This window comes from Ornithinibacillus bavariensis (genome assembly GCF_018333235.1).
GTDB lineage: Bacteria > Bacillota > Bacilli > Bacillales > Amphibacillaceae > Ornithinibacillus > Ornithinibacillus bavariensis.
Window position 1 is genome coordinate 231,307 of the sequence record NZ_BORP01000001.1, and the last position, 19,870, is coordinate 251,176.

General features: G+C 36.0%; 20 protein-coding genes, 1 tRNA gene and 1 other RNA gene. 16 read left to right on the forward strand and 6 right to left on the reverse strand.

Annotated features, from left to right (window positions below):
- Positions 1 to 6 precede the first annotated feature (6 nt).
- The 4 genes from KI338_RS01145 to KI338_RS01160 all read left to right on the forward strand — a co-directional run bounded on the left by KI338_RS01145 (position 7) and on the right by KI338_RS01160 (position 2,127).
- Complete coding sequence (locus KI338_RS01145) at positions 7 to 255, forward strand: sporulation protein (RefSeq protein ID WP_212920005.1); 249 nt, start codon at positions 7 to 9, stop codon at positions 253 to 255.
- 85 nt (positions 256 to 340) lie between these two features.
- Positions 341 to 527, forward strand: a non-coding RNA gene (gene ssrS, locus KI338_RS01150) — 6S RNA.
- 186 nt (positions 528 to 713) lie between these two features.
- The gene (locus KI338_RS01155; RefSeq protein ID WP_212919143.1) at positions 714 to 1,082 is read left to right on the forward strand and encodes a VOC family protein; all 369 of its coding nucleotides are present in this window, start codon (positions 714 to 716) and stop codon (positions 1,080 to 1,082) included.
- Positions 1,083 to 1,176: 94 nt separating this feature from the next.
- Positions 1,177 to 2,127, forward strand: coding sequence for an alpha/beta hydrolase (locus tag KI338_RS01160; protein WP_212919144.1), 951 nt, complete (start codon positions 1,177 to 1,179; stop codon positions 2,125 to 2,127).
- 107 nt (positions 2,128 to 2,234) lie between these two features.
- Here the strand turns inward: KI338_RS01160 and KI338_RS01165 are convergent, their stop codons facing one another.
- The 3 genes from KI338_RS01165 to KI338_RS01175 form a co-directional block, all read right to left on the reverse strand.
- Positions 2,235 to 2,567 carry a GNAT family N-acetyltransferase gene (locus KI338_RS01165; RefSeq protein WP_212919145.1) on the reverse strand — a complete coding sequence of 111 codons (333 nt, stop codon included), beginning with the start codon at positions 2,565 to 2,567 and terminating at the stop codon, positions 2,235 to 2,237.
- Between the two features lie 104 nt (positions 2,568 to 2,671).
- Positions 2,672 to 3,238, reverse strand: coding sequence for a nucleotidyltransferase family protein (locus KI338_RS01170; RefSeq protein WP_212919146.1), 567 nt, complete (start codon positions 3,236 to 3,238; stop codon positions 2,672 to 2,674).
- A 13-nt stretch (positions 3,239 to 3,251) separates the two neighbouring features.
- Positions 3,252 to 3,833, reverse strand: a complete 582-nt coding sequence (locus tag KI338_RS01175) for a Maf family protein (RefSeq protein ID WP_212919147.1) — start codon at positions 3,831 to 3,833, stop codon at positions 3,252 to 3,254.
- A gap of 169 nt (positions 3,834 to 4,002) precedes the next feature.
- On the opposite strand from KI338_RS01175, the gene KI338_RS01180 reads away from it, so the two are divergent.
- The 11 genes from KI338_RS01180 to KI338_RS01230 all read left to right on the forward strand — a co-directional run bounded on the left by KI338_RS01180 (position 4,003) and on the right by KI338_RS01230 (position 15,493).
- Positions 4,003 to 4,272 carry a DUF4190 domain-containing protein gene (locus tag KI338_RS01180; RefSeq protein ID WP_244853262.1) on the forward strand — a complete coding sequence of 90 codons (270 nt, stop codon included), beginning with the start codon at positions 4,003 to 4,005 and terminating at the stop codon, positions 4,270 to 4,272.
- A gap of 503 nt (positions 4,273 to 4,775) precedes the next feature.
- The gene (locus tag KI338_RS01185) at positions 4,776 to 5,342 is read left to right on the forward strand and encodes a DJ-1/PfpI family protein (protein ID WP_212919149.1); all 567 of its coding nucleotides are present in this window, start codon (positions 4,776 to 4,778) and stop codon (positions 5,340 to 5,342) included.
- 669 nt (positions 5,343 to 6,011) lie between these two features.
- Positions 6,012 to 6,896, forward strand: coding sequence for a TIGR01777 family oxidoreductase (locus KI338_RS01190; RefSeq protein WP_212920006.1), 885 nt, complete (start codon positions 6,012 to 6,014; stop codon positions 6,894 to 6,896).
- A 527-nt stretch (positions 6,897 to 7,423) separates the two neighbouring features.
- Complete coding sequence (locus tag KI338_RS01195) at positions 7,424 to 8,536, forward strand: sensor histidine kinase (protein WP_212919150.1); 1,113 nt, start codon at positions 7,424 to 7,426, stop codon at positions 8,534 to 8,536.
- Positions 8,514 to 9,143, forward strand: a complete 630-nt coding sequence (locus KI338_RS01200; RefSeq protein ID WP_212920007.1) for a response regulator transcription factor — start codon at positions 8,514 to 8,516, stop codon at positions 9,141 to 9,143. The genes KI338_RS01195 and KI338_RS01200 overlap by 23 nt, the downstream gene beginning before the upstream one ends.
- A gap of 127 nt (positions 9,144 to 9,270) precedes the next feature.
- Entirely contained in the window at positions 9,271 to 10,086 is an 816-nt protein-coding gene (locus KI338_RS01205) for a cytochrome c oxidase assembly protein (protein ID WP_212919151.1), read from the forward strand.
- Between the two features lie 152 nt (positions 10,087 to 10,238).
- Positions 10,239 to 11,171 (forward strand): ABC transporter ATP-binding protein, encoded by a 933-nt coding sequence (locus tag KI338_RS01210; RefSeq protein ID WP_244853264.1) that lies wholly within the window; start codon positions 10,239 to 10,241, stop codon positions 11,169 to 11,171.
- An 8-nt stretch (positions 11,172 to 11,179) separates the two neighbouring features.
- On the forward strand, positions 11,180 to 12,445 hold the full coding sequence (locus KI338_RS01215; protein ID WP_212919152.1) for an ABC transporter permease: 1,266 nt from the start codon (positions 11,180 to 11,182) through the stop codon (positions 12,443 to 12,445).
- Positions 12,442 to 13,554, forward strand: coding sequence for an ABC transporter permease (locus KI338_RS01220; protein WP_212919153.1), 1,113 nt, complete (start codon positions 12,442 to 12,444; stop codon positions 13,552 to 13,554). The genes KI338_RS01215 and KI338_RS01220 overlap by 4 nt, the downstream gene beginning before the upstream one ends.
- Before the next feature lie 141 nt (positions 13,555 to 13,695).
- Entirely contained in the window at positions 13,696 to 14,649 is a 954-nt protein-coding gene (locus KI338_RS01225; RefSeq protein WP_212919154.1) for an alpha/beta hydrolase, read from the forward strand.
- A gap of 133 nt (positions 14,650 to 14,782) precedes the next feature.
- The gene (locus KI338_RS01230; protein WP_244853267.1) at positions 14,783 to 15,493 is read left to right on the forward strand and encodes an MOSC domain-containing protein; all 711 of its coding nucleotides are present in this window, start codon (positions 14,783 to 14,785) and stop codon (positions 15,491 to 15,493) included.
- 278 nt (positions 15,494 to 15,771) lie between these two features.
- Here the strand turns inward: KI338_RS01230 and KI338_RS01235 are convergent, their stop codons facing one another.
- The 3 genes from KI338_RS01235 to dat all read right to left on the reverse strand — a co-directional run bounded on the left by KI338_RS01235 (position 15,772) and on the right by dat (position 19,414).
- Entirely contained in the window at positions 15,772 to 17,769 is a 1,998-nt protein-coding gene (locus KI338_RS01235; protein WP_212919155.1) for a S9 family peptidase, read from the reverse strand.
- A gap of 149 nt (positions 17,770 to 17,918) precedes the next feature.
- Complete coding sequence (locus tag KI338_RS01240) at positions 17,919 to 18,437, reverse strand: P-loop NTPase family protein (protein WP_212919156.1); 519 nt, start codon at positions 18,435 to 18,437, stop codon at positions 17,919 to 17,921.
- 101 nt (positions 18,438 to 18,538) lie between these two features.
- Positions 18,539 to 19,414: a D-amino-acid transaminase gene (gene dat / locus KI338_RS01245; protein WP_212919157.1), complete on the reverse strand. Its 876-nt coding sequence runs from the start codon at positions 19,412 to 19,414 to the stop codon at positions 18,539 to 18,541.
- A 301-nt stretch (positions 19,415 to 19,715) separates the two neighbouring features.
- Here dat and KI338_RS01250 point away from each other — a divergent pair.
- Positions 19,716 to 19,789: transfer RNA gene (locus KI338_RS01250), tRNA-Gly, on the forward strand.
- Positions 19,790 to 19,870: the final 81 nt, after the last annotated feature.

The window sequence follows — 19,870 nt, forward strand, 5'->3', positions numbered from 1 at the left end:
AGCATAATCGATCATACATTAATGTATTTAAGAGAATCACTATCCAATTACGAGAATAATGAATTAAGTCAATCCATTTACAACAAATTGGTGCACAACTCATATTCAAGTGAAGCGGACTTTGTTGAAGATCTAAATGATAAGGAAATGCAATACTTGAATCATATACTTGAGCGAGAAATTCATTATGCAGAGAACGTGCAGGATGATTTACGAATACAACAATTGCGTGAGGTATATGAACTAATTTTTTGAGGTAAACTATAGTCAGAATAGCCCAATTTCCTCGATTGGATGATATTAACATTGCTATTTCAGATTATAAGTAGTACGATAAGAATACAAGCTACGATGTTCGTATTTCATTAAGTTTTAACCTCTAAATGAAATATAGGGAGTTTTATATCGGAGCTCTAATGTCGAGCCGCCATGGTAGAGCGGAAGGCAGGAAAGCTTCTGCAAACACCCACTTGGTGAAGTGGTGGTTTAAAACTTTTTATTTCAAATACGGCATATGTGGCTATTGAATAGTTAATGAAGCGACCAGTTTCCCCTAGGGAGGCTGGTCATTTTTGTATGAGTACATTCATGAAATGGACGAACAGGACCATTACAACGAAGCTATAAGTAAAAGTTTTCAGATATTATTTGCTATTTGTATTATTAATGTTTCGCTCTTTCCATTATGCTAGAAATAAAAGGGGGAGAAGTAGATGAATTTTTATTATGAAAAATTTGATCATGTACAGATAGCTGCTCCAAAAGGAAGCGAAGAAATTGCTAGAGAATTTTATCAAGGGATATTAAAATTTGCGGAAGTGGAAAAGCCTGCAAATTTACAGAAACGCGGTGGAGCGTGGTTTAGTGCTGGTAATATTCACATCCACGTAGGAATAGAAGAGCCATTTTATCCTGCGAAAAAGGCACATCCGGCGATTTTAGTAAACAACCTTAAGGGCTTTATGGATTATCTAGATACAAAAAAAGTAAGCTATACTGTTGATGAAAATTTACCTGGAGCACAGCGTTTTTATTTAGCAGATCCATTTGGAAATCGTTTGGAATTTTTAGAATGGGACTAATGTAATTAGGGATTTCTCAAAGCTTATGAGAAATCCTTTTTTTATGGTAGAATTATTAGAAAAATAAGTTAGGTAGTCAACAGGGGGAAAAAAATTGAAAAAGAAGCTACGCATAATAGGTGGTATATTAATTGGTATCATCGTTGTTGGATTAGTAATTGGTGGGAATTATTTTTATGGGGTAGGTATAAAGAGAGGAACAGAAGTAGAGCTACATAGTGAGCCCGCAAGTGTCAATGCTCAGGCTACTGAAACTGCTTTATCAATAATTGAAGAGGCTGAAAAGTGGTATAGTGAGCAGGTACCCGAGGTTATCGAAATTACTTCATATGATGATTTAACCCTAAAGGCAGGATTTTTAAAGAATGAGGCAAATACAGGAAAAGCAGTAATACTTGCACATGGATATCGTGGTACAAGGGAAACAATGGATGATTTGGTAAAATTTTATTATGACAATGGTTTTGATGTGCTACTACCAGATGCAAGAGGACACGGTGAGAGTGAAGGGGAATACATAGGCTATGGATGGCATGATCGACTAGATTACTTACGTTGGATTGACCTTCTCATTCAGACGTATGATGAAGACCAAATAGTACTACATGGAAATTCGATGGGAGCTGCACTTGTTTTAATGACGAGTGGGGAAGTGCTTCCTGATGAAGTCAAAGGGATTGTGGCTGATAGTGGTTATACAACAGTTAAAGAGGAGCTTCGACATCAGCTTAAATACTTGTATCATCTCCCATCATTCCCGATATTAGATGTGACAAGTGTCATTACTAAGGTTAGGGCTGGTTACTATTTCGGAGAGGCATCTGCTTTAGAACAAGTAAAAAAGAATACAAAACCACTCTTTATTATACATGGGGATGCTGATGAATTAGTACCTACAGAAATGGCACATGAGCTTTTCGAAGCAGCGGGAGGTGACAAACAATTATGGATTGTACCAAATGCTGGTCATACAAAGGCCTATACAGTTGCTACGGAAGAGTTTCAAGAAAGATTAGTAAACTTTTTAGATGAAATTCTAGATTAGCGGAAAAACTGAAAAATATATCGTTTAAAAAGGGAAGGTAATTTTTAAAAATTATCTTCCTTTCATACTTTTTTTGGAGCTTTGTTTTGCTTAATCTGGAGTACCTTTTAGCTCCTTAAGAGATACTCCATAACTAATTCCCCTTCTATTGTCTCTTCCGTCATATGGAAGCCCACTTTTTCATAAAAGGCAATAGCCCCTTTATTTTCTGGTACGACGGATAACCGAATCCGTTCACAGTCTTCATGCTTAGCAATCATTCCAATCAGTGCTTCCATTGCTTTTAATCCATATCCCTTACCTTGGTATTCTCTACCAATCATAAAACGAGGAATCCAGTGCTTGTCTTCAGAATCGTTTTCTGGAATATATTCCACAGCTGCAACACCAATAACGTTGTCTTCATGATAAATAGCATATGGTGTAAAAGTTTCATCCACATAAGCCCATGCTATGGTAGCGATATTCCTGCTTCAAGTCGCACACATTCCCGGATATTTTCCTTTGTTATTTGGGTTATTTTAATCCTCACGATTTAATTCTCCTATTCTGTGAAATAAGTAACCTTGTACCATTTGGATTTCCAATTTTTCTTATGTATTCGAGAATGGTAGATTTTCATTCTATCCTCCGATTGTTTAAAAAAAGGTGTTGGTCGAACGGTTAAGGATAATACATCTGTAACACCATGTGGACAAACGAGGAGGATTTCTCCATCTTCAGTTCGCTTTACTCCTAACGAAGTAACCGTCTCGGGGAACTTAGCGATGGCATCCACGGTACTTTTATAAGGTTCGAGATTATTGATATGGTGCATACGTGCTTCATTCTTAACAGACCAGGGGACAGAAGGCATGAGCTTTTTTAGTCTTTGTTCGTAGTCTTTTTCAATCGATTCCTCCAAATTATTTGGGTCAAAATAGACGACATCTACATCATCAATAATTGTCGGTTCCTTAAATTCATGTAGTACATCCCAAATTTTTGAACGAACAAATCCAGCGCAAATCCACCAATCAGGAAGCTGCATTGTTTGCGCAGCGTTAATAATTGCCATCATCTCGGAATCGTTTTGGATTACTTTTAGGATATCTTGTTCACTTTTAAGCATGTAGATTGTCTCCTTAGCATCTAGTAGGATTAGGTACTATTTGAAATTGTTTTAGTTCTCGAACTACACGAGAGATCGGTAAACCCATCACATTAAAATAGTCACCTATAATGTTTTTTACTAATACAGCACCTTGGCTCTGGATACCATATGCCCCAGCTTTATCAAAAGGATCCTTTGTTGCAATATATTCTTTGATTTCTTCGATCTCCAATGGCCAAAACTCCACCATCGTCCTTTCAACAAAAGAAATTTCTTTTGTTAGGGAACGAATCATGACTCCGGTATATACTTCATGCACGTTCCCGCTTAGGCTTCTAAGCATTGTGAGGGCTTCATCACTATTTTTGGGTTTTCCATAAATGCGTCCTTGAAACGATACGACAGTATCTGCTGCAAGGATAACCTCGTCTTCATAGATAGTTATACTTTTAGCTTTGTTAATCGCAAGCTGTTCTACTTTTTGAGCTGGCTCTACCGTAGTAATGGTGGATTCGTCAAACTCTTGCTTGCGAACAGTAAACGCTAGATTGACGAGTTCTAGAAGCTCTCTTCTTCTCGGTGAAGAAGAAGCTAAAATAAGCTTAGGAACCATGAAATTACCTCCGAATAAAGTCATAAAAAAATCCTATGATAAGTATACTAAATCCGAATGTTAAAAGGGAATTTTTTCTGTCACTAAGATTTTAACCCTATACTTTATGGGATATATCTGATATTTTGTTGTATATACATAATCAATGAGTAGTAAAGGGGGGAATATTGTGGAGGCACCACAAGAAACAAATGGTAAGGCTGTTGCAGCATTAGTTTTAGGAATTCTATCATTAGTAATACCTTATATTGGATTTATTTTTGGAATTATTGGCCTTGTACTTGCGAATATTAGTGTAAAAGAAATTACATTATCCGGACAATCCGGAAGAGGTCTTGCCATTGCGGGACGTGTGACTAGTATTATTTGTCTGTCTCTGTATGGAGTATTTTTATTACTAGTACTAATTTTTGTAGTAATATTTTCTTTTTACTATTAATAAATAGGAATGCCAGGTATCAGAATATTGGAGCCTGGCATTCCTATTTATTAGGAGTTTATTGAATGTATAATTCTTATTCTGCTCTAATTGGTGCAATTAATTTTCTTGATGTATAATTAGCATTATTAAGAAAATTAATTAAACATGCTTATATCAGTTGGTGGAGTAATACAACAACAAGTGTGGGCAATGTTACATATTGGACGTTTGGAAAGGTAGAAAGAGAGGTAGGACCATGCTAACCGTCTATTTAATCAATTAAACGGTGACGGAATTATTTCCGGTTGTGAAACACTGATTGATTAGGGAAGTATTTTTAAAAGCACCACTATTGATAAGTGGATCGGAATCACCGCACTTTTTGCGGGTGATGAATATAAATCATTATGTAGTCCATGAAATACAAACTTATTGATTAAATATACTAGAGACTAATGTAGTAAGGCTTCACTATCATGTGAAGCAATGAGTGGGTAATACATAATTAGGGGGAGAGTATTATGAAAAAAGTCTTGTTTTTTGCATATCCAACCTATGTTGATTTTGAAATTGCACATACATTATTCTTCTTAAGAAAGCTTGGTAAAGCATTAATAACAACAGCAACTATTGATGGTCATGAAGTAGAAAGCCTTGGAGGGCTTATCACAAAGGCGCATTTATCACTACCAGAAGTTACACTAGCTGATTATGATTTACTATTAATCTCTGGAGGAGATAACGTAGGAGAAGTTATGGAAGATCATACTGTTCAGGATTTTTTGTGCAAAGCAAATTCATTACAAATGCCAATTGCCGCAATGTGTGGTTCTTCTGTATTTCTCGCTCAAGCAGGACTTTTAAAAGGGAAAAGCTTTACATGTAATGCGATAACTTTTGAAAAATTTAAGAGCCATTTCGAAGGTGCAGAATATACGGGCAATCGAGTTGAAGTATTGGATAATATTATTACTGCAAAAGGGGCTGCATTTCCAGAATTTACGATAGCAGTCATTGATAAATTGGGATTATGGAAGGATGAAGATCAGCGTAATGGTGCATTGCTTTTTTCTAAAGGAGAGGCATAAATGAGTAACTGACGAAACGAAAACGCAATAAAGTGATGCAATTTTCAAAAAAGTGTTGTGCCGGGCATATCCCATTCTGTATAATAAACTTTGGGAGTGTCCGAAGGCTTGTAGCATGGAAGAGGCGAGTCGTAAGCAGCAACTTACGACTCGAACAGTTACATAGGCTTCGGCGACTTCCGTACATGGTGAAAAAGGTAATTATCCTGTTTCTTATGCAGAGTCAGGGTGATTACTTTTTTTCACGGGTGTTCACAACCAACAACACAAGTGTTGAGAACGCTAACATTAACTCAAGGGTCTTGTCAATTGGAATCACAAGCTTCAGCCCCTTTCCTGGGGATTTTTTGAAGCCGCCGAGTAACTCCAATAAGGATAGTCGATGATGACCTATGTTCTGTCCCCATCATTATACTATAAAAATAAGGGTATAGTATCGTGATTATTGCGAAATGGTAAAATATTCTTAGTATTTAATTTCTTGCTGCAAAATACCTATACCACGCGTTTTTTTTAGTATTTTGTCGCTTTGAGTCCTATAGGACTATTACTGTTTCCTCGAATAATGTTACTTGATTGAACAATTTTTATATAATGTACGATTTAAATTGTAGTTTGAAATATTACATAAATGAATGTGGAAGTTCAATTAGAAAGTAGAGGGATTGTATAATGAAGAAGGTAGTTCTTCCAGGCGGTACAAGCTTTATAGGTAAGTACTTTGAAGAAAGATTTAAAGAAATGGGCTATAAGGTATTTATCATTTCGAGGAGCTCTGGACATATACCATGGGAGAATGAAGCAGCAATTATTGCTGCTTTAGAGAATGCGGAATTCGTCATCAATTTGGCAGGAAAGTCGGTAAATTGTCGATACAACAAAAAGAATAAAGTAGAAATTATGCAGTCTCGGATAACTACCACTAATATCCTTGGAAATTGTATCTTAGCATGCAAAAGTCCACCAAAGGTATGGATGAATTCAAGTACAGCAACTATCTATCGTCATGCAGAAGATCGCCCAATGACTGAAGAGAACGGTGAGATTGGAACGGGATTTTCCGTTGATGTGGCGACAACATGGGAAAGTGAATTTTTTCAATTTGAGTTACCTAAAACAAGACAGATTGCATTACGAACAGCGATTGTACTTGGAAAAGATGGTGGTGTAATGACACCATATCGCAATCTAGTAAGATTTGGTCTAGGTGGAATACAAGGAAGTGGTAGACAAAAATTTAGTTGGATTCATGTCGCGGATTTATTTCAAATCGTGCTTTTTTTAAATGAACACGTGGAACTTCAAGGTGTGTTCAATTGCTCTTCTCCTAATCCAATCAGTAATAGGGAGTTTATGATGGCATTGCGAGACAGGATGGGGGTTAAAGTTGGTCTACCTACACCCAAATGGATGTTGGAAACCGGTGCTGTCATCATTCGGACCGAAACAGAATTAGTATTAAAAAGTCGTTGGGTCGTTCCGGAGAGATTATCGAAGGCTGGGTACCACTTTATGTTTGAAACGATTGAACAAGCTTTAGAAGATATTATCTGAGTTTAAATAGGCAGGGATTAGGTCTCCTGCTGTTATTAAGTAGTAAAAGTAAATAACTTTAATTCCTTCTATTGAAAATTTCCTAACCTAATTGAAGCTTTGATTCTTAAAGTATCTCAATTTGTTTCTTCTCATCATCTTATATTTCGATAAAAGTCAATCATCGGTTCTACCGATTCCATTAAATCTGGGCAACGTATTTTAGATCCATCTAAATCACGTAATGCTTGGCTACAATCATATGAGGAATGAATCATGAAATAATACATTGCTTCTTTTTCTGCTTTAAGCCATTTTCGAATTTGTCTTACACCTAAAGCTGCTTTTGTAATAGATAGTGGAATTCTTCCATTAGGTGTTCTTCCTAAATATGCCTCTGTGAGTATTTTTTTGAAGCTCCCAAAGCACCTCCTCTTTCGATATTTATGTTAATCAGAATATGGAGTAGTATGAAAAATCCTTATATTTCAAATGCATCTCTTATGATAAAATAATGCTAAATACTATTAGAGATGAAAGAGGTCATTATGTATCAGTTTTGGTTGCGTTTTTTTATATTTCTTTTACTTTGGGCTTATATGATTGTTGAATATAGTCTTAATAAAGGAATTAGCATGTTATTTTTAGCTGCTGCTGTGGGAGCCTTCTTTTTCCTATCTTTACAACGGGTATCTATCATTTTATATCTAGGCTTATCCGTCGTTATTGTGTTACATGGTATATTCTTTGTGGAAGGTAATCTGTTAACAATAATTCTATTACTATATGTGACTATGATCTCTTCCCAGCGCTTAAGTGAAAATAAACTTAGGTTCTACATCATATCAAATGTTTCGCTGTCATTGATTGTCAGTTTTGAACAGCAGCTACTGACTATAGAATTAACCATTATGGCAGTGCTTTTCTATTTTTTAATGATTATGACAAGTGTTTACCAGAACTATTTTAAAGAACAAAAAAATTTATATGAGAAATTACTTGGGGAATATAGGAAGCTGAAACGGTTAAATTTATCTGCAGAGCAAAATGCAAGAGCTGAGGAACGCAATCGAATTGCTCGTGATATACATGATTCTGTAGGGCATCGTTTAACTGCATTAATTATGCAGTTAGAAGTGTTGGCCATCCAATCAAAGAATGAAGGATATCGTGAATTGAAGAAAATGGCAGAGGAAAGTTTAGAAGAAACAAGGCATGCAGTAAAAGCGCTTCAAAATGAAGAAAATGAAGGCATAGCAACAGTTGTACATCTTATCCGAAAACTTGAAGCAGAGAGTCATCTTTTCGTGCAGTTTACGATAAAGCAAGGTGTCTTATCGATTCCCCTGTCAAATGAGAAAAGTGTTGTATTATTTCGAGTGATTCAGGAGGCATTGACAAATGCCATGCGGCACGGACATTCTAAAGAGGTGCAAGTAATTATCGGTAAGTCAGCAATAGGAGATGTCACATTTGAAGTTTCGAATATGGTTCATAAAGCTAAATCTTTTGAATATGGCTTTGGATTAACGAATATGAAAAGTAGACTAGAAGAGATTAATGGTCGTTTAGAAGTATACCAAACTAATAACCAGTTTTTTGTGACGGGTACCATTCCTGCATTGGAGGTGAATAATGATGTGGCGAGTGTTATTGGTTGAAGACCAAGCCATTGTTAGACAAGGGTTAAAGGTGATTTTGGAGCAGGATAAAAATATAGAAGTCACGCATGAAGCGGAAAATGGCTTACAGGCCATAGAGATTTTAGAAAAGTACACCATCGATTTTATTATGATGGATGTTCGGATGCCAGTTATGAACGGTATTGAAGCTACTAGGATGATTAAGAAGCGGTGGCCAGAGGTTAAAATACTGATACTCACAACGTTTAATGATGACGATTATGCGATGACCGCTTTAAAGGAAGGGGCAAATGGTTTCTTACTAAAGACATCTGATTCTACTAAACTAATAGAAGCGGTACATAGCTGTATGCATGGTGGATTAACTATCCATGATGAAGTAGCTGCAAAGGTAATGCCAAAATTACTTCAGAGTGCAAGGAGAGAGGCTGTGACTATTGATTTATCTCCTCGCGAACTTTCAATAACCAAGCTTGTAGGAGAGGGTAAAACCAACAAAGAAATATCAGAAGAGTTGTTTCTTTCCATTGGAACGGTCAAAAATCATATTACACAAATCCTTCAAAAAACAGGACTAAGAGATCGAACACAGCTTGCAATTTTTGCTATAAAGCATGAACTTTAGACTAGATCTCTACCACTTAGGGATGTTCAGTATTCATGAATTTGTAAAAACTAGGAATAACCTAACAGGAAGCTTTCTATTATAATGAGGGTAATTAGACAGCAATCCTGGCTAGGTGGTGTATGAAATGCTTGATGTTATTCTAGAAGAATTTCAATTTTCTTCGCTTTGGAATGCAGGGATATTTCTCTTTTTAGGGTTTACTGCAATTATTTATTTGTTTTTGCTCCCACAGGAAAAAAAGCATTCTATTTGGAAAACAGTTATTTTTTTAGTTGGACTAATTATTATTTTTATTGCAGCTGGAAGTCCATTAAATATTATTGGTAGAATTCAGTTTAGCTCACATATTATTCAGATTATATTACTATGTTTCGTGGCTCCGCCTATGCTTTTAATTGGGATGAAGCGCAAACTAGTTTATCGTTTACTGAATATAAGCATCATTAAAAGTAGTGTTCATTTTTTAACTAAGCCATACTTTACTATTGGAGCATTCTTTTTGTTTTTATACGCTTATCATCATCCACCAATTTTTGATCAAGCAAGAATTGATTTATATTTGAACTATTTTTATTTGCTGGGTTTATTGCTTACAGCCACGTTATTATGGACGCCAATCATCTATCGTCTTGCTCATCGTATGAAGTATATTGTTCTTTACCATCTTTTGTGCATTCTGTTGCTTATTCCACTTTCTATTGTTCTAATGGTATCAAATGGGGTCTTATATGAGGCATATACAGATTTGACAACTTTTACACAAGCCCTAGAGGTATGTTTACCAGCAGGATATAAGCTATCTTCGGAGGATGTACTACTATTACTACCATTTGAACCAGTTAGAGAGCAGCATATTGGTGGAGTCATATGGCTAGTGGTTGGTCTGGTAATTTTTTCGATATCATTATTTTTGAAGAACATATCCATGAAAAATAAATAATAATAAGTCGAGGAGCAGTACTTACCATAAAAGTACTGTTCTTTTTTTATAATAAAATGACTTTAGTCATGTTCGAAGTGACCAATCTAATGACTTACGGTAGTATTCTTTCGGTTATTATAAACGTATTCTTTGATTAGGAGGGGATTCAAGTGATTGAATTAGTAGATCTAACGAAGAAATTTAAAGATGCCTATGCGGTTAAGAATTTAAATATGTTCATTGAAAAGGGAGAAATTGTTGGGTTATTAGGACCTAACGGTGCTGGAAAATCAACAGCTATTTCTATGCTATCTTCCTTATTGGATCCAACAGGTGGAGATGTTCGTTATGACAATAAAAGCATTATCAAAAGTCCGTCAGCATTTCGGAAGGTGGTAGGAATGGTACCACAAGAGATTGCATTATATGAGGATCTTACAGCAGAAGAAAATCTGCGCTTTTTCGGTAGGATATACCAGCTGAGAGGGAAGGAGTTAAATAGAAAAATAGACGAAGTATTAGAACAAATAGGACTGACAGATCGAAGGAAAGAGGTAGTAAAAAAGTATTCAGGAGGTATGAAACGAAGGTTAAATATTGGGGTTGCATTATTGCATGATCCGGAAGTTATCATCATGGATGAACCGACAGTGGGGATAGATCCACAATCTCGAAACTATATTTTAGAAACCGTAAAACGATTTAATGAAGAAAGGAAAATGACTGTTCTTTACACTAGTCATTACATGGAGGAGGTAGAGTTCTTATGTGACCGAATCTATATCATGGATAAGGGAAATTTGATTGCTTCAGGTACTAAGGAGGAAATTAAACGAATATTATCCTCTGAAAATACTATTTCGATCAAAGCCGAGCGGTTTAGTACAGATTTTATTGAGTCCATAAAGAATCATCCTTCTGTAAACAGAATAACTGTAGGGGAAAAAGAGATTCTAATTATCGTTCCAAGAGCTGTCAATATGTTTTCAGAGGTAATAAGAATTGCAGAGCAATTCCATATTGAATTGAGTTCAGTGGATAATAAGGCCCCTACTCTGGAAGATGTCTTTTTACATCTTACTGGCCGAGCTTTAAGGGATTAGAGGTGGATATGATGCTATGGAACATCATCAAAAAACAAGGTTTAATTTTTTTCCGGAATCCACAGGAATTATTATTACTTATTGCTTTACCAATGGTTTTAATAACCATACTAGGAACAGCATTAAGTGGTTTTATGGAAGCAGGAAGTAGTCCAATTACAGTAAAAATTGCCTTAATCGAAAATGAATCAGAACCGGAACAAGTAGACCGATTTCTTCATGAAATAGAGAAGGAACTTCCACCAAATGTACTAGTTGGAATAGAAGAGAACATTAATCAGTCAATGCCAATTACTGCATTAAAGGAAGTTTTTACAGATGAAAGCATGAAGGATTTTGTTGAGCTTGATTATGTGAATCCTTCAGATAGAGATAAAGTTTTAAAGGATAACACATATACCTCCATTATTGAAGTTCCGAAAAATTTTACCTACGAGCTATTGAAGTATATAGTTCTCGGAGAATCTGAACAGCCTAGCCTAAAGATAAACTTAAATGAAGGAAGTCATGTAGGGGCAGGTATTGTGAACAATATTCTAACCCAGTTTCAGGATCAGTTATCACTTGGTGTATTCCTGGATAAAAATGGAATCGACCCGTCGGTCATAGCTGTAAGTAATGAGACAGTGGTAGGAAAAATGACTACCATTGATGAGAAAGGTTCTATATCCTCCCAAGCATATTATTCAATTGGGATGGTAGTGATGAATGTTCTTTATATCGCTGGTTCCATAGGTAGCCATGCATTTCGAGAAAAAAGATCAAATGTATTTGATCGAATCATCATTTCCGATGTCTCAGGTTGGGTTTATTTTATCGGCGTATTACTGTCTGGTACTATTTTTGCATTTATGCAAACAATTATTGTATTCACCTTTTCGTGGCTTGTATTTGGCATTGTTTGGCCAGATTTAATTGCATTCTTCGCTACTACACTAGCATTTTCTTTTTCTGTAGGAGGGTTAGCCGTACTATTATCTGCAATTAGCTATCGAATTAACTCTGTATCTATTACTAGTTTTTTTAGCAGTGTCGTAGTTACCTTATTATCGGTATTAGGTGGTAGCTTTTTTCCTATTGGCGACTTCTTACCATTTTTTCAAGCAATAGGAAACATAACACCAAACGGTGCTAGTATGTCTGCATATATAAGTATCTTAAGAGGGGATAGCCTATTAGATATTGGTGATCATTTAATCTTCTTACTATTATTTGCTTTTAGTCTGGTTATTGTTGCAGCGCTATGCTTTCCGAAAAGGAGGATATCAAAGTGATAGGAATACTATTAGCAAGACTGAAATTGTTTGTTCGGAATCCATGGACGTTCCTAATTTTTACCGGTATGTCTATTTTCTTTGCATTTATTATTGGTAGCTCTGAAATGGGAGGGTCGTCAATCTACGTTCCGATTCACAGTGAAAATGAGACTATTCGTGATTCTATAATTGGAAAAGAGTTGGCAAAGGAAGAGGCATATTCTTTTAGTTGGATGAGCGAGAAAGCATTAAAAGATAAAATAGAATCTGGAAAAGCAGAATTGGGTATTATTCTACATGAAAATACCTTTGAAGTTTTAGTCGGTGTGGATTCACCTAACAAAGGACTAGTCCAACAGACCGTCCAAGCTGCTTATACCAAGAAACTCCAACAAGAACAATTAATTGATAATATATCTACAAGAAGTGATAAAGATAAGATAGTAGAAGAATTTACAAATCTGAGGCATTCACCAGTATTTAAAATGAAAACCTCCAGTTTTCAAAATGAAGATTCATTTGTTTATGATAACTCATTGCATAGTTTATTTGGCTTTACATTATTTTTTGTTATTTACACCATCGCCTATAATGTACTTCCAATATTAACGGAGAAACAAGATGGTGTATGGGATCGGATTATCTTATCACCAGTAAAAAAATGGGAGATGTATGTAGCAAACTTGATTTATAGCTTTTTAACAGGTTATTTACAGGTGGTTGTTATCTTCTTAACTTTTCGTTTTCTGATGGGAGTAAATTTTTATGGGAGATTCATAGAGAGTTTATTATTATTAATTCCATATGTCTTTTCCATTGTATCACTTAGCATTTTAATTACTGCAGTTGTAAAAAAAGCGCAACAATTTAATGCAGTTCTTCCAATTGTATCGGTTAGTATGGCAATGATTGGAGGAGCATATTGGCCTCTAGAGATTGTATCCTCGAAGGTCTTACTAACCTTATCAAAAATTAATCCGATAAAATACGGAATGGAAATTTTAAATGGTGCAACTGTCTACGGTTATTCATTTCATGAGTTACTCTTCCCAATTAGTGTACTAGTCCTAATGGGTGTTATCATGATGGGGATTGGCATTCATTTAATGGAAAGTAGGCATGTTTAAAATTCAAATGGGTTGACTGTAATTCAGTCAATCCATTTTTAGTTGGGGAGTTTACAAATATCTACCAAAGGAATGTAATGGAAATCTCTAGTATAATAGTATTATAGAAATTAACTGGCATTTCCGGTAGGGGGTAGTTAAGTGAAGAAAAGAATCATTAAGATTATAACAGGACTTGTTGTCGTTTTGATTATTATAGATATTGTAGCTAGTTTCTATTTTTATGATTTAGCAATAAACCGTGGGCCAAAGGATTTTTTACAAGGAAATAAAGACCTCGAGGTATCAGCCGAAACCATGAATGTATTACTAGAGGGTGGATGGAGAGAATGGGTAGAAAACCAGGAATTTGAGCATTTGGAAATGACTTCAAGAGATGGATTAACCTTACAGGGTTACTTTCTCAAGGCAAAGAAACCATCCAATGTAGTTGTGGTTGCAGCACATGGGTATTTAGGTCGTGGAAGTGATATGGGGCTATTTGGTCAATATTATTATGAAGCATTAGGCTATAACTTCTTTACAGCTGATGCACGTGGACACGGTAGAAGTGAAGGAGATTATATCGGATTTGGTTGGCAAGATCGTTTAGATTATCTCGACTGGATTAATTTATTAGTCGATAAGCTTGGACCAGATACCGAGATTATATTACATGGTTTATCCATGGGTGCTGCTACTGTATTAATGACTAGTGGAGAAGAGTTACCACCAAATGTAAAAGTGATCATCGCAGATAGTCCATATACGAGTGTACAGGATTTATTCTCCTACCAGATAAAGAGGATGTTTCATCTTCCACCATTTCCATTTATTCACACGACTAGTCTGGTAACAAAAGCAAAGGCGGGCTATTCTTTCACAGAAGCTTCTGCTCTAAAACAAGTAAAAAAAACCACTATCCCGATATTATATATAACTGGTGATGCAGATACATTTGTACCGACAGAAATGGCTCACAAACTCTATGAAAATACAAACAGTAAAGCTAAAATAGTCACGTTTCATGGCGCAAACCATGGTGAATCATTTGTGATGGATAAGGAAAAATATATAAAAGTATTAAATGATTTTTTACAAGAAAATATGAATTAATATGTTGAGGTTGTATTGGGTACTAAGAGATAAATATTAGTACCCTTATTTTATATTTGCTTATTAGATTTCTAGACTTTACTATGAAAAAAGATATGCTACTAATCGGCTTTTAGGAGAGGGGGGAGAATGATTGACTAAACCGTATGTTGCAAAATTATTAGTAGGAAAGGTAAAAAAGGTTGGAGATCCAGATGCCAAAGAACCAATGGATAAACAATGGGAGAGTGGCATGTTCAAGAAAAGTACGAATGAAAAAGTTTGGCTGGGCAAGACGGGGTTAGTTGGAGATGAAGTTGCTGACAAGAAGAATCATGGTGGTCCAGAAAAAGCTATATTTGCCTATAATGTAGGACATTATGAATATTGGCAACAGGAACTGATAAATAAGGATATTGGAATAGGAGCTTTTGGTGAGAACCTCGCCCTACTATTCTTGGATGAAGATACTGTTTGTATCGGTGATACATATCAGCTTGGAACGGCGATTATCCAAGTTTCCCAACCGAGAAGACCATGCTGGAAGCCTGCCCGTCGGTTTCGGACTATGGATTTTGCACTGCGAATCCAAGAATCGGGAAAGACTGGCTGGTATTTCAGAGTATTGAGGGAAGGAAGCGTTCAGGAAGGGATGGAATTAAACCTCATCGACCGACCATATCCGAATTGGACAATTACGGTTTGTAACCGAGTGATGTATGATAAAAAAGCTGAGCTGAAGCTAATAAAAGAATTAGCAAATTGTGAGTTACTTGCAGAAAGTTGGAAGAATACATTATCGAAACGCTTAGCAGGAAAAGGTTCATCAGGAGAAAATCGTGTGTTTGGACCAAATGTGGAATAGAAGAGGCTGGGACAAAAGAATTTATTTGAAAATAAAAATCGAACAATTCATATAGTTACAGCGTAAACCCGCTTCGGAAATATACTTCGCGTTCCGCGGGCGGCTGGTGAGCCTCTCCTCCCGCAGACAAGGAATGCTCCGGCAGCGATACATCGCACGCAGAAAAAGTGGTTCTCTTTTTCAAGGAGTCTACGTATATTTCCGAAGTTAATTTGGCCATTGTTCGTTTTTAGAATAAATCTCTTTGTTATGTCCCAGCCTCGTTTTCTTATATGTTCTTATAAGTACTTTTCAAACCATGAACAAATATGATTTAATCGTTCAATCCGAAGTTCTGGTTTGCCACTACGACTTAATTCGTGGTTTGCACCAGGGAAGCGGACAAATTCTACGTCCTTCTTCAAATGCTTTAGTGTTACATATAACTGTTCTCCTTGCTCAATTGGGCAGCGATAATCTTGTTCACTATGCAGGATTAGTAGTGGTGTATCCACATTGCTCGCATATTTTAATGGAGATATATCCCAAAGTGCTTTTGGGTCATCTAAAAGATCAAAGCCATGCTGCCATTTATTGAAGAAGTAACCGATATCACTAACTCCATAGAAGCTTAGCCAGTTACTAATAGAACGTTGTGTAACGGCTGCTTTGAAGCGGTTTGTATGTCCTACAATCCAGTTTGTCATGAAGCCCCCATAGCTTCCACCTGTTACACCTAGACGTTCCTTGTCAATGAATTCATATGTTTCAAGTACATAATCTACAGCAGACATAAGATCCTGATAATCTCCACCACCATAATCACCACGACAAGCATTTACATATGTTTGGCCATATCCATGGCTTCCACGTGGATTAATGTAAAGAACAACATATCCTTTTGCAGCTAGTAATTGCATTTCATGGAAAAATGTTTGCCCATACATGACATGTGGCCCACCATGAATTTCGAGAATGAGTGGATATTTAGCCCCTTCTTTATAATCATAAGGACGAAGGATCCATCCATGAACATCCCAGCCATCCTTTGCCTTAAAGGAGATTCTTTCTGGCGTTCCGATCTCTACCTCATTTAAAAATTTTCTATTAGCATCCGTTAACTGTTTTACTTGAGAATTGGCATCTAATAGATAAAAATTACAAGGGTTCGTAGGAGTGCTTACACCAATTATGAAGGAATCCTTTAATCTATTATAAGAAAATCCGAACACATGACTATCTACATTATATAATTCTTTAAGTTCTCCTTGCAGGCTAACTTCATATAGGTTGGTAGCACCGTAAATCGAACCAATGAAGAATAATCGATTTTCATCATTAGACCAAACTGGACCGTTTTCCGAGCTGCCTAAGCGAGTATCACCAGCAATTAGGTCGCCAATTGGGAAGTCCCATTCCGTGCTAAGACATGTATGTTCTTTTGTCTCTAAATCATAAATATATAGCTTTGTTAAAGTTGCATTGAGATATTCTTGCTTATGACCTAAATAAGCAATCTTGTTACCACTTGGAGAAAATACTGCTGAATAATAGGAACCTTTTCCATCTGTAAGTCTTGTTATCTCTCTGGAGGCTATATCTAGTGCATAAATATCACTTTTCAGCTCATATTCAGCATTTTCACTAATATTTCCTGAGAATAAAACTGTAGTACCATTTGGAGAAATATCTTGGTAAGCATAATGATAATCACCATTGGTAAGCTGTATAAAGTTTTCTTTTTCCACATCGTACAAGATAATTTGGGACTTTTTATCATCTAGAAACCCTAAGGAATCTGACTTATAATTCAGCTTTTTAACAACTAGAGGTTTTTTATTTGTCTCTTCGTTTTCTTTCTGTCTTTCTTCCTTGGACAGCTCCTTTTGGTCAAGAACATCATCACCCTCTTCTAGTAGAGCGGTAAAAATTATAAATTTACCATCCTTCGACCATACAGGATCTACAGCGCCATTTTTAAATGTAGTAAGCTGTTTAGCTTCACCACCGTCCAGTGGTAGTAGCCAAAGCTGTGGCATGCCACTTCGGTTGGATTGAAATACAACGGATTTGTTATCAGGAGAGAACCGTGGGCTACTATTCTTATTGTGTCCAAATGTCCACTGTCTTGCATCCGCTTCGTCCATGTTTTGGATAAATAAATTCGATTCATAATCCTTATTTTCATTTATAGTTGTTGATACGTATGCGTATTTAGATCCATCTGGTGAAAACTGTGGATCACTATACACCTCGAAATTTAGAAAGTCGTCTACTTGAATAGCTCGTTTTGCCATTTTAAAACCTCCATTTCTTTGTGCGGAAAATTGCGAAAATTAATCGTCCTTTTCATCCTGTGCTTGAAATTTAATATTAAAATATTGAAAATATCTTTCTAATATTCCTTATTCTAAACTATTTCGGTTTGCGAAGCAATTGCGAATTATTAATTTGCTAGATTTTGTTCTAACTCCTTTAAAAAGTTTTTTAACTGTTTCCGATTTCTAAAGATATGTACCTCGGCATGCGGTATTCTCGCAAGTTTTTCATAGATTTTAACTGCCTTGTTTTTGTTAAAATTTTTCGTCCATAGAATGAAGTCTACATTAAGTCTTTCAGGACAATCCTTTCCAATATCAGGTCGGGCTTTTTTACGGTACTGTATTCGCCTTTTCGTTATACCGTATAAGCATTTTATTGTGGAATAGTGTAAAAATATTACGGTGTCAGCCTCTTCCAATCGTTTCGAAAGTGTTACACTATAGTTTCCATCAATAATCCACCTTTCCTGTGTTAATACTTCGTCATGCAGCTGAAGGAGTTCCTGCTCATCACGAGCTACCCAGCCTGGTTTCCAATAAAAGGTGTCCATATGGTATACAGGGATATTTAGCATATTTCCTAATTTTTTAGCAAGCGTTGATTTCCCAGCACCAGGGTTGCCTAAAATAGTAATTTTTTTCATAAGACACTCCTTTAATAAAATTTTCTAGTAAATAGAAAGGGGGTCAATATCCTTGTTAACACATGTAATTAAGGAAATAGACCCGCTCTTATATAGTGACTTTATACTAAACTACTAATTGAATTTTCTAATATAGCTGCATCTTTTTCATATGCTGCTTGCAATTTTCTTGTAATAGCGCCAGGTTTCCCATCACTTATTTGCTTACCATCAACCGTGATAATAGGAGTAACCTCAGAAGTACTACTAGATAAGAAGATTTCGTCTGCTTCTTCAATTTCCTCTAGCATGAATGCTTCTTCAATAAAAGGGATATGAAGGTCACGTGCGAAACGCTCAATGGCCATTCGTACACATCCGTGTAAAATATTCCGAGTTGCAGGATGTGTGTATATTTTCCCATCCTTTACAAAGTATACATTCGAGGAAGAACATTCTGTAACAAGCCCATCACGGTGCAGAATTGCTTCATAACAGCCATGTTCATAGGCCTCTTGCTTTGCCATGACATTCGGCAACAGGTTTAAGCTTTTTATGTAGCAATTTTGCCAACGAATATCAGGCTGTGTAATAACTGCTACACCATTTTTTAAGTTTTCTAGATTGCGAGGCTGGGAGCCAATATAAGCATAAATGTTCGGATCGACATCCTTTGGAAAAACGTGATCACGAGGTGCAGAACCTCGAGACACTTGCATATACAGCTTTCCATCTTCCGTCACTTCATTTCGTTTTAATAATTCTAATAATAATTGCTTAAGTTCTTCTTTTGGATATAAGAGTTTAATTTTTATAGCTTCAGCAGACCGGTATAGCCGATCAATATGCTCATCAAATAAGTAATAGGTGCCACTATAAATTCGAATTACTTCATATATACCATCCCCAAATTGAAGAGCACGCTCCTCTAAAGGAAATTTTAAGCTATCTTGATGAATAAACTTTGTTTGAGACAAAATTACTGGAAAAATTGACAAACCTTATCGCTCCCTTCGTATAGTGACTATTTTATTACTTCCCATCAATGATGTAAATGATTGTTTTTATATAATATTCCTAACTTTGATAATGGGTTAAGATGGGAGGAGATTGGTTTAACTGAAGTTAAGCCTATTTTAGCCAGAGAATAATTTATAATGCCAAACTACAAAATGGGTTGGCTAGGCATACGTAATTAATGTTTTTAATGGGAATAAAAAAATCTTGCATGTTGTCCATATACCTGCTATAATAATTTCTGCATTCAAAAATGCTCAAGTTAAAATAAGCACTTTAAATGCGGGTGTAGTTTAATGGTAAAACTCCAGCCTTCCAAGCTGATGTCGAGGGTTCGATTCCCTTCACCCGCTCCATACATATGTCTTAACGCAGTGTTTCGTAAAAACTTACGAAGCGTTGCGTTTTTACTTTTTACGGACATAATGTATCTTAAG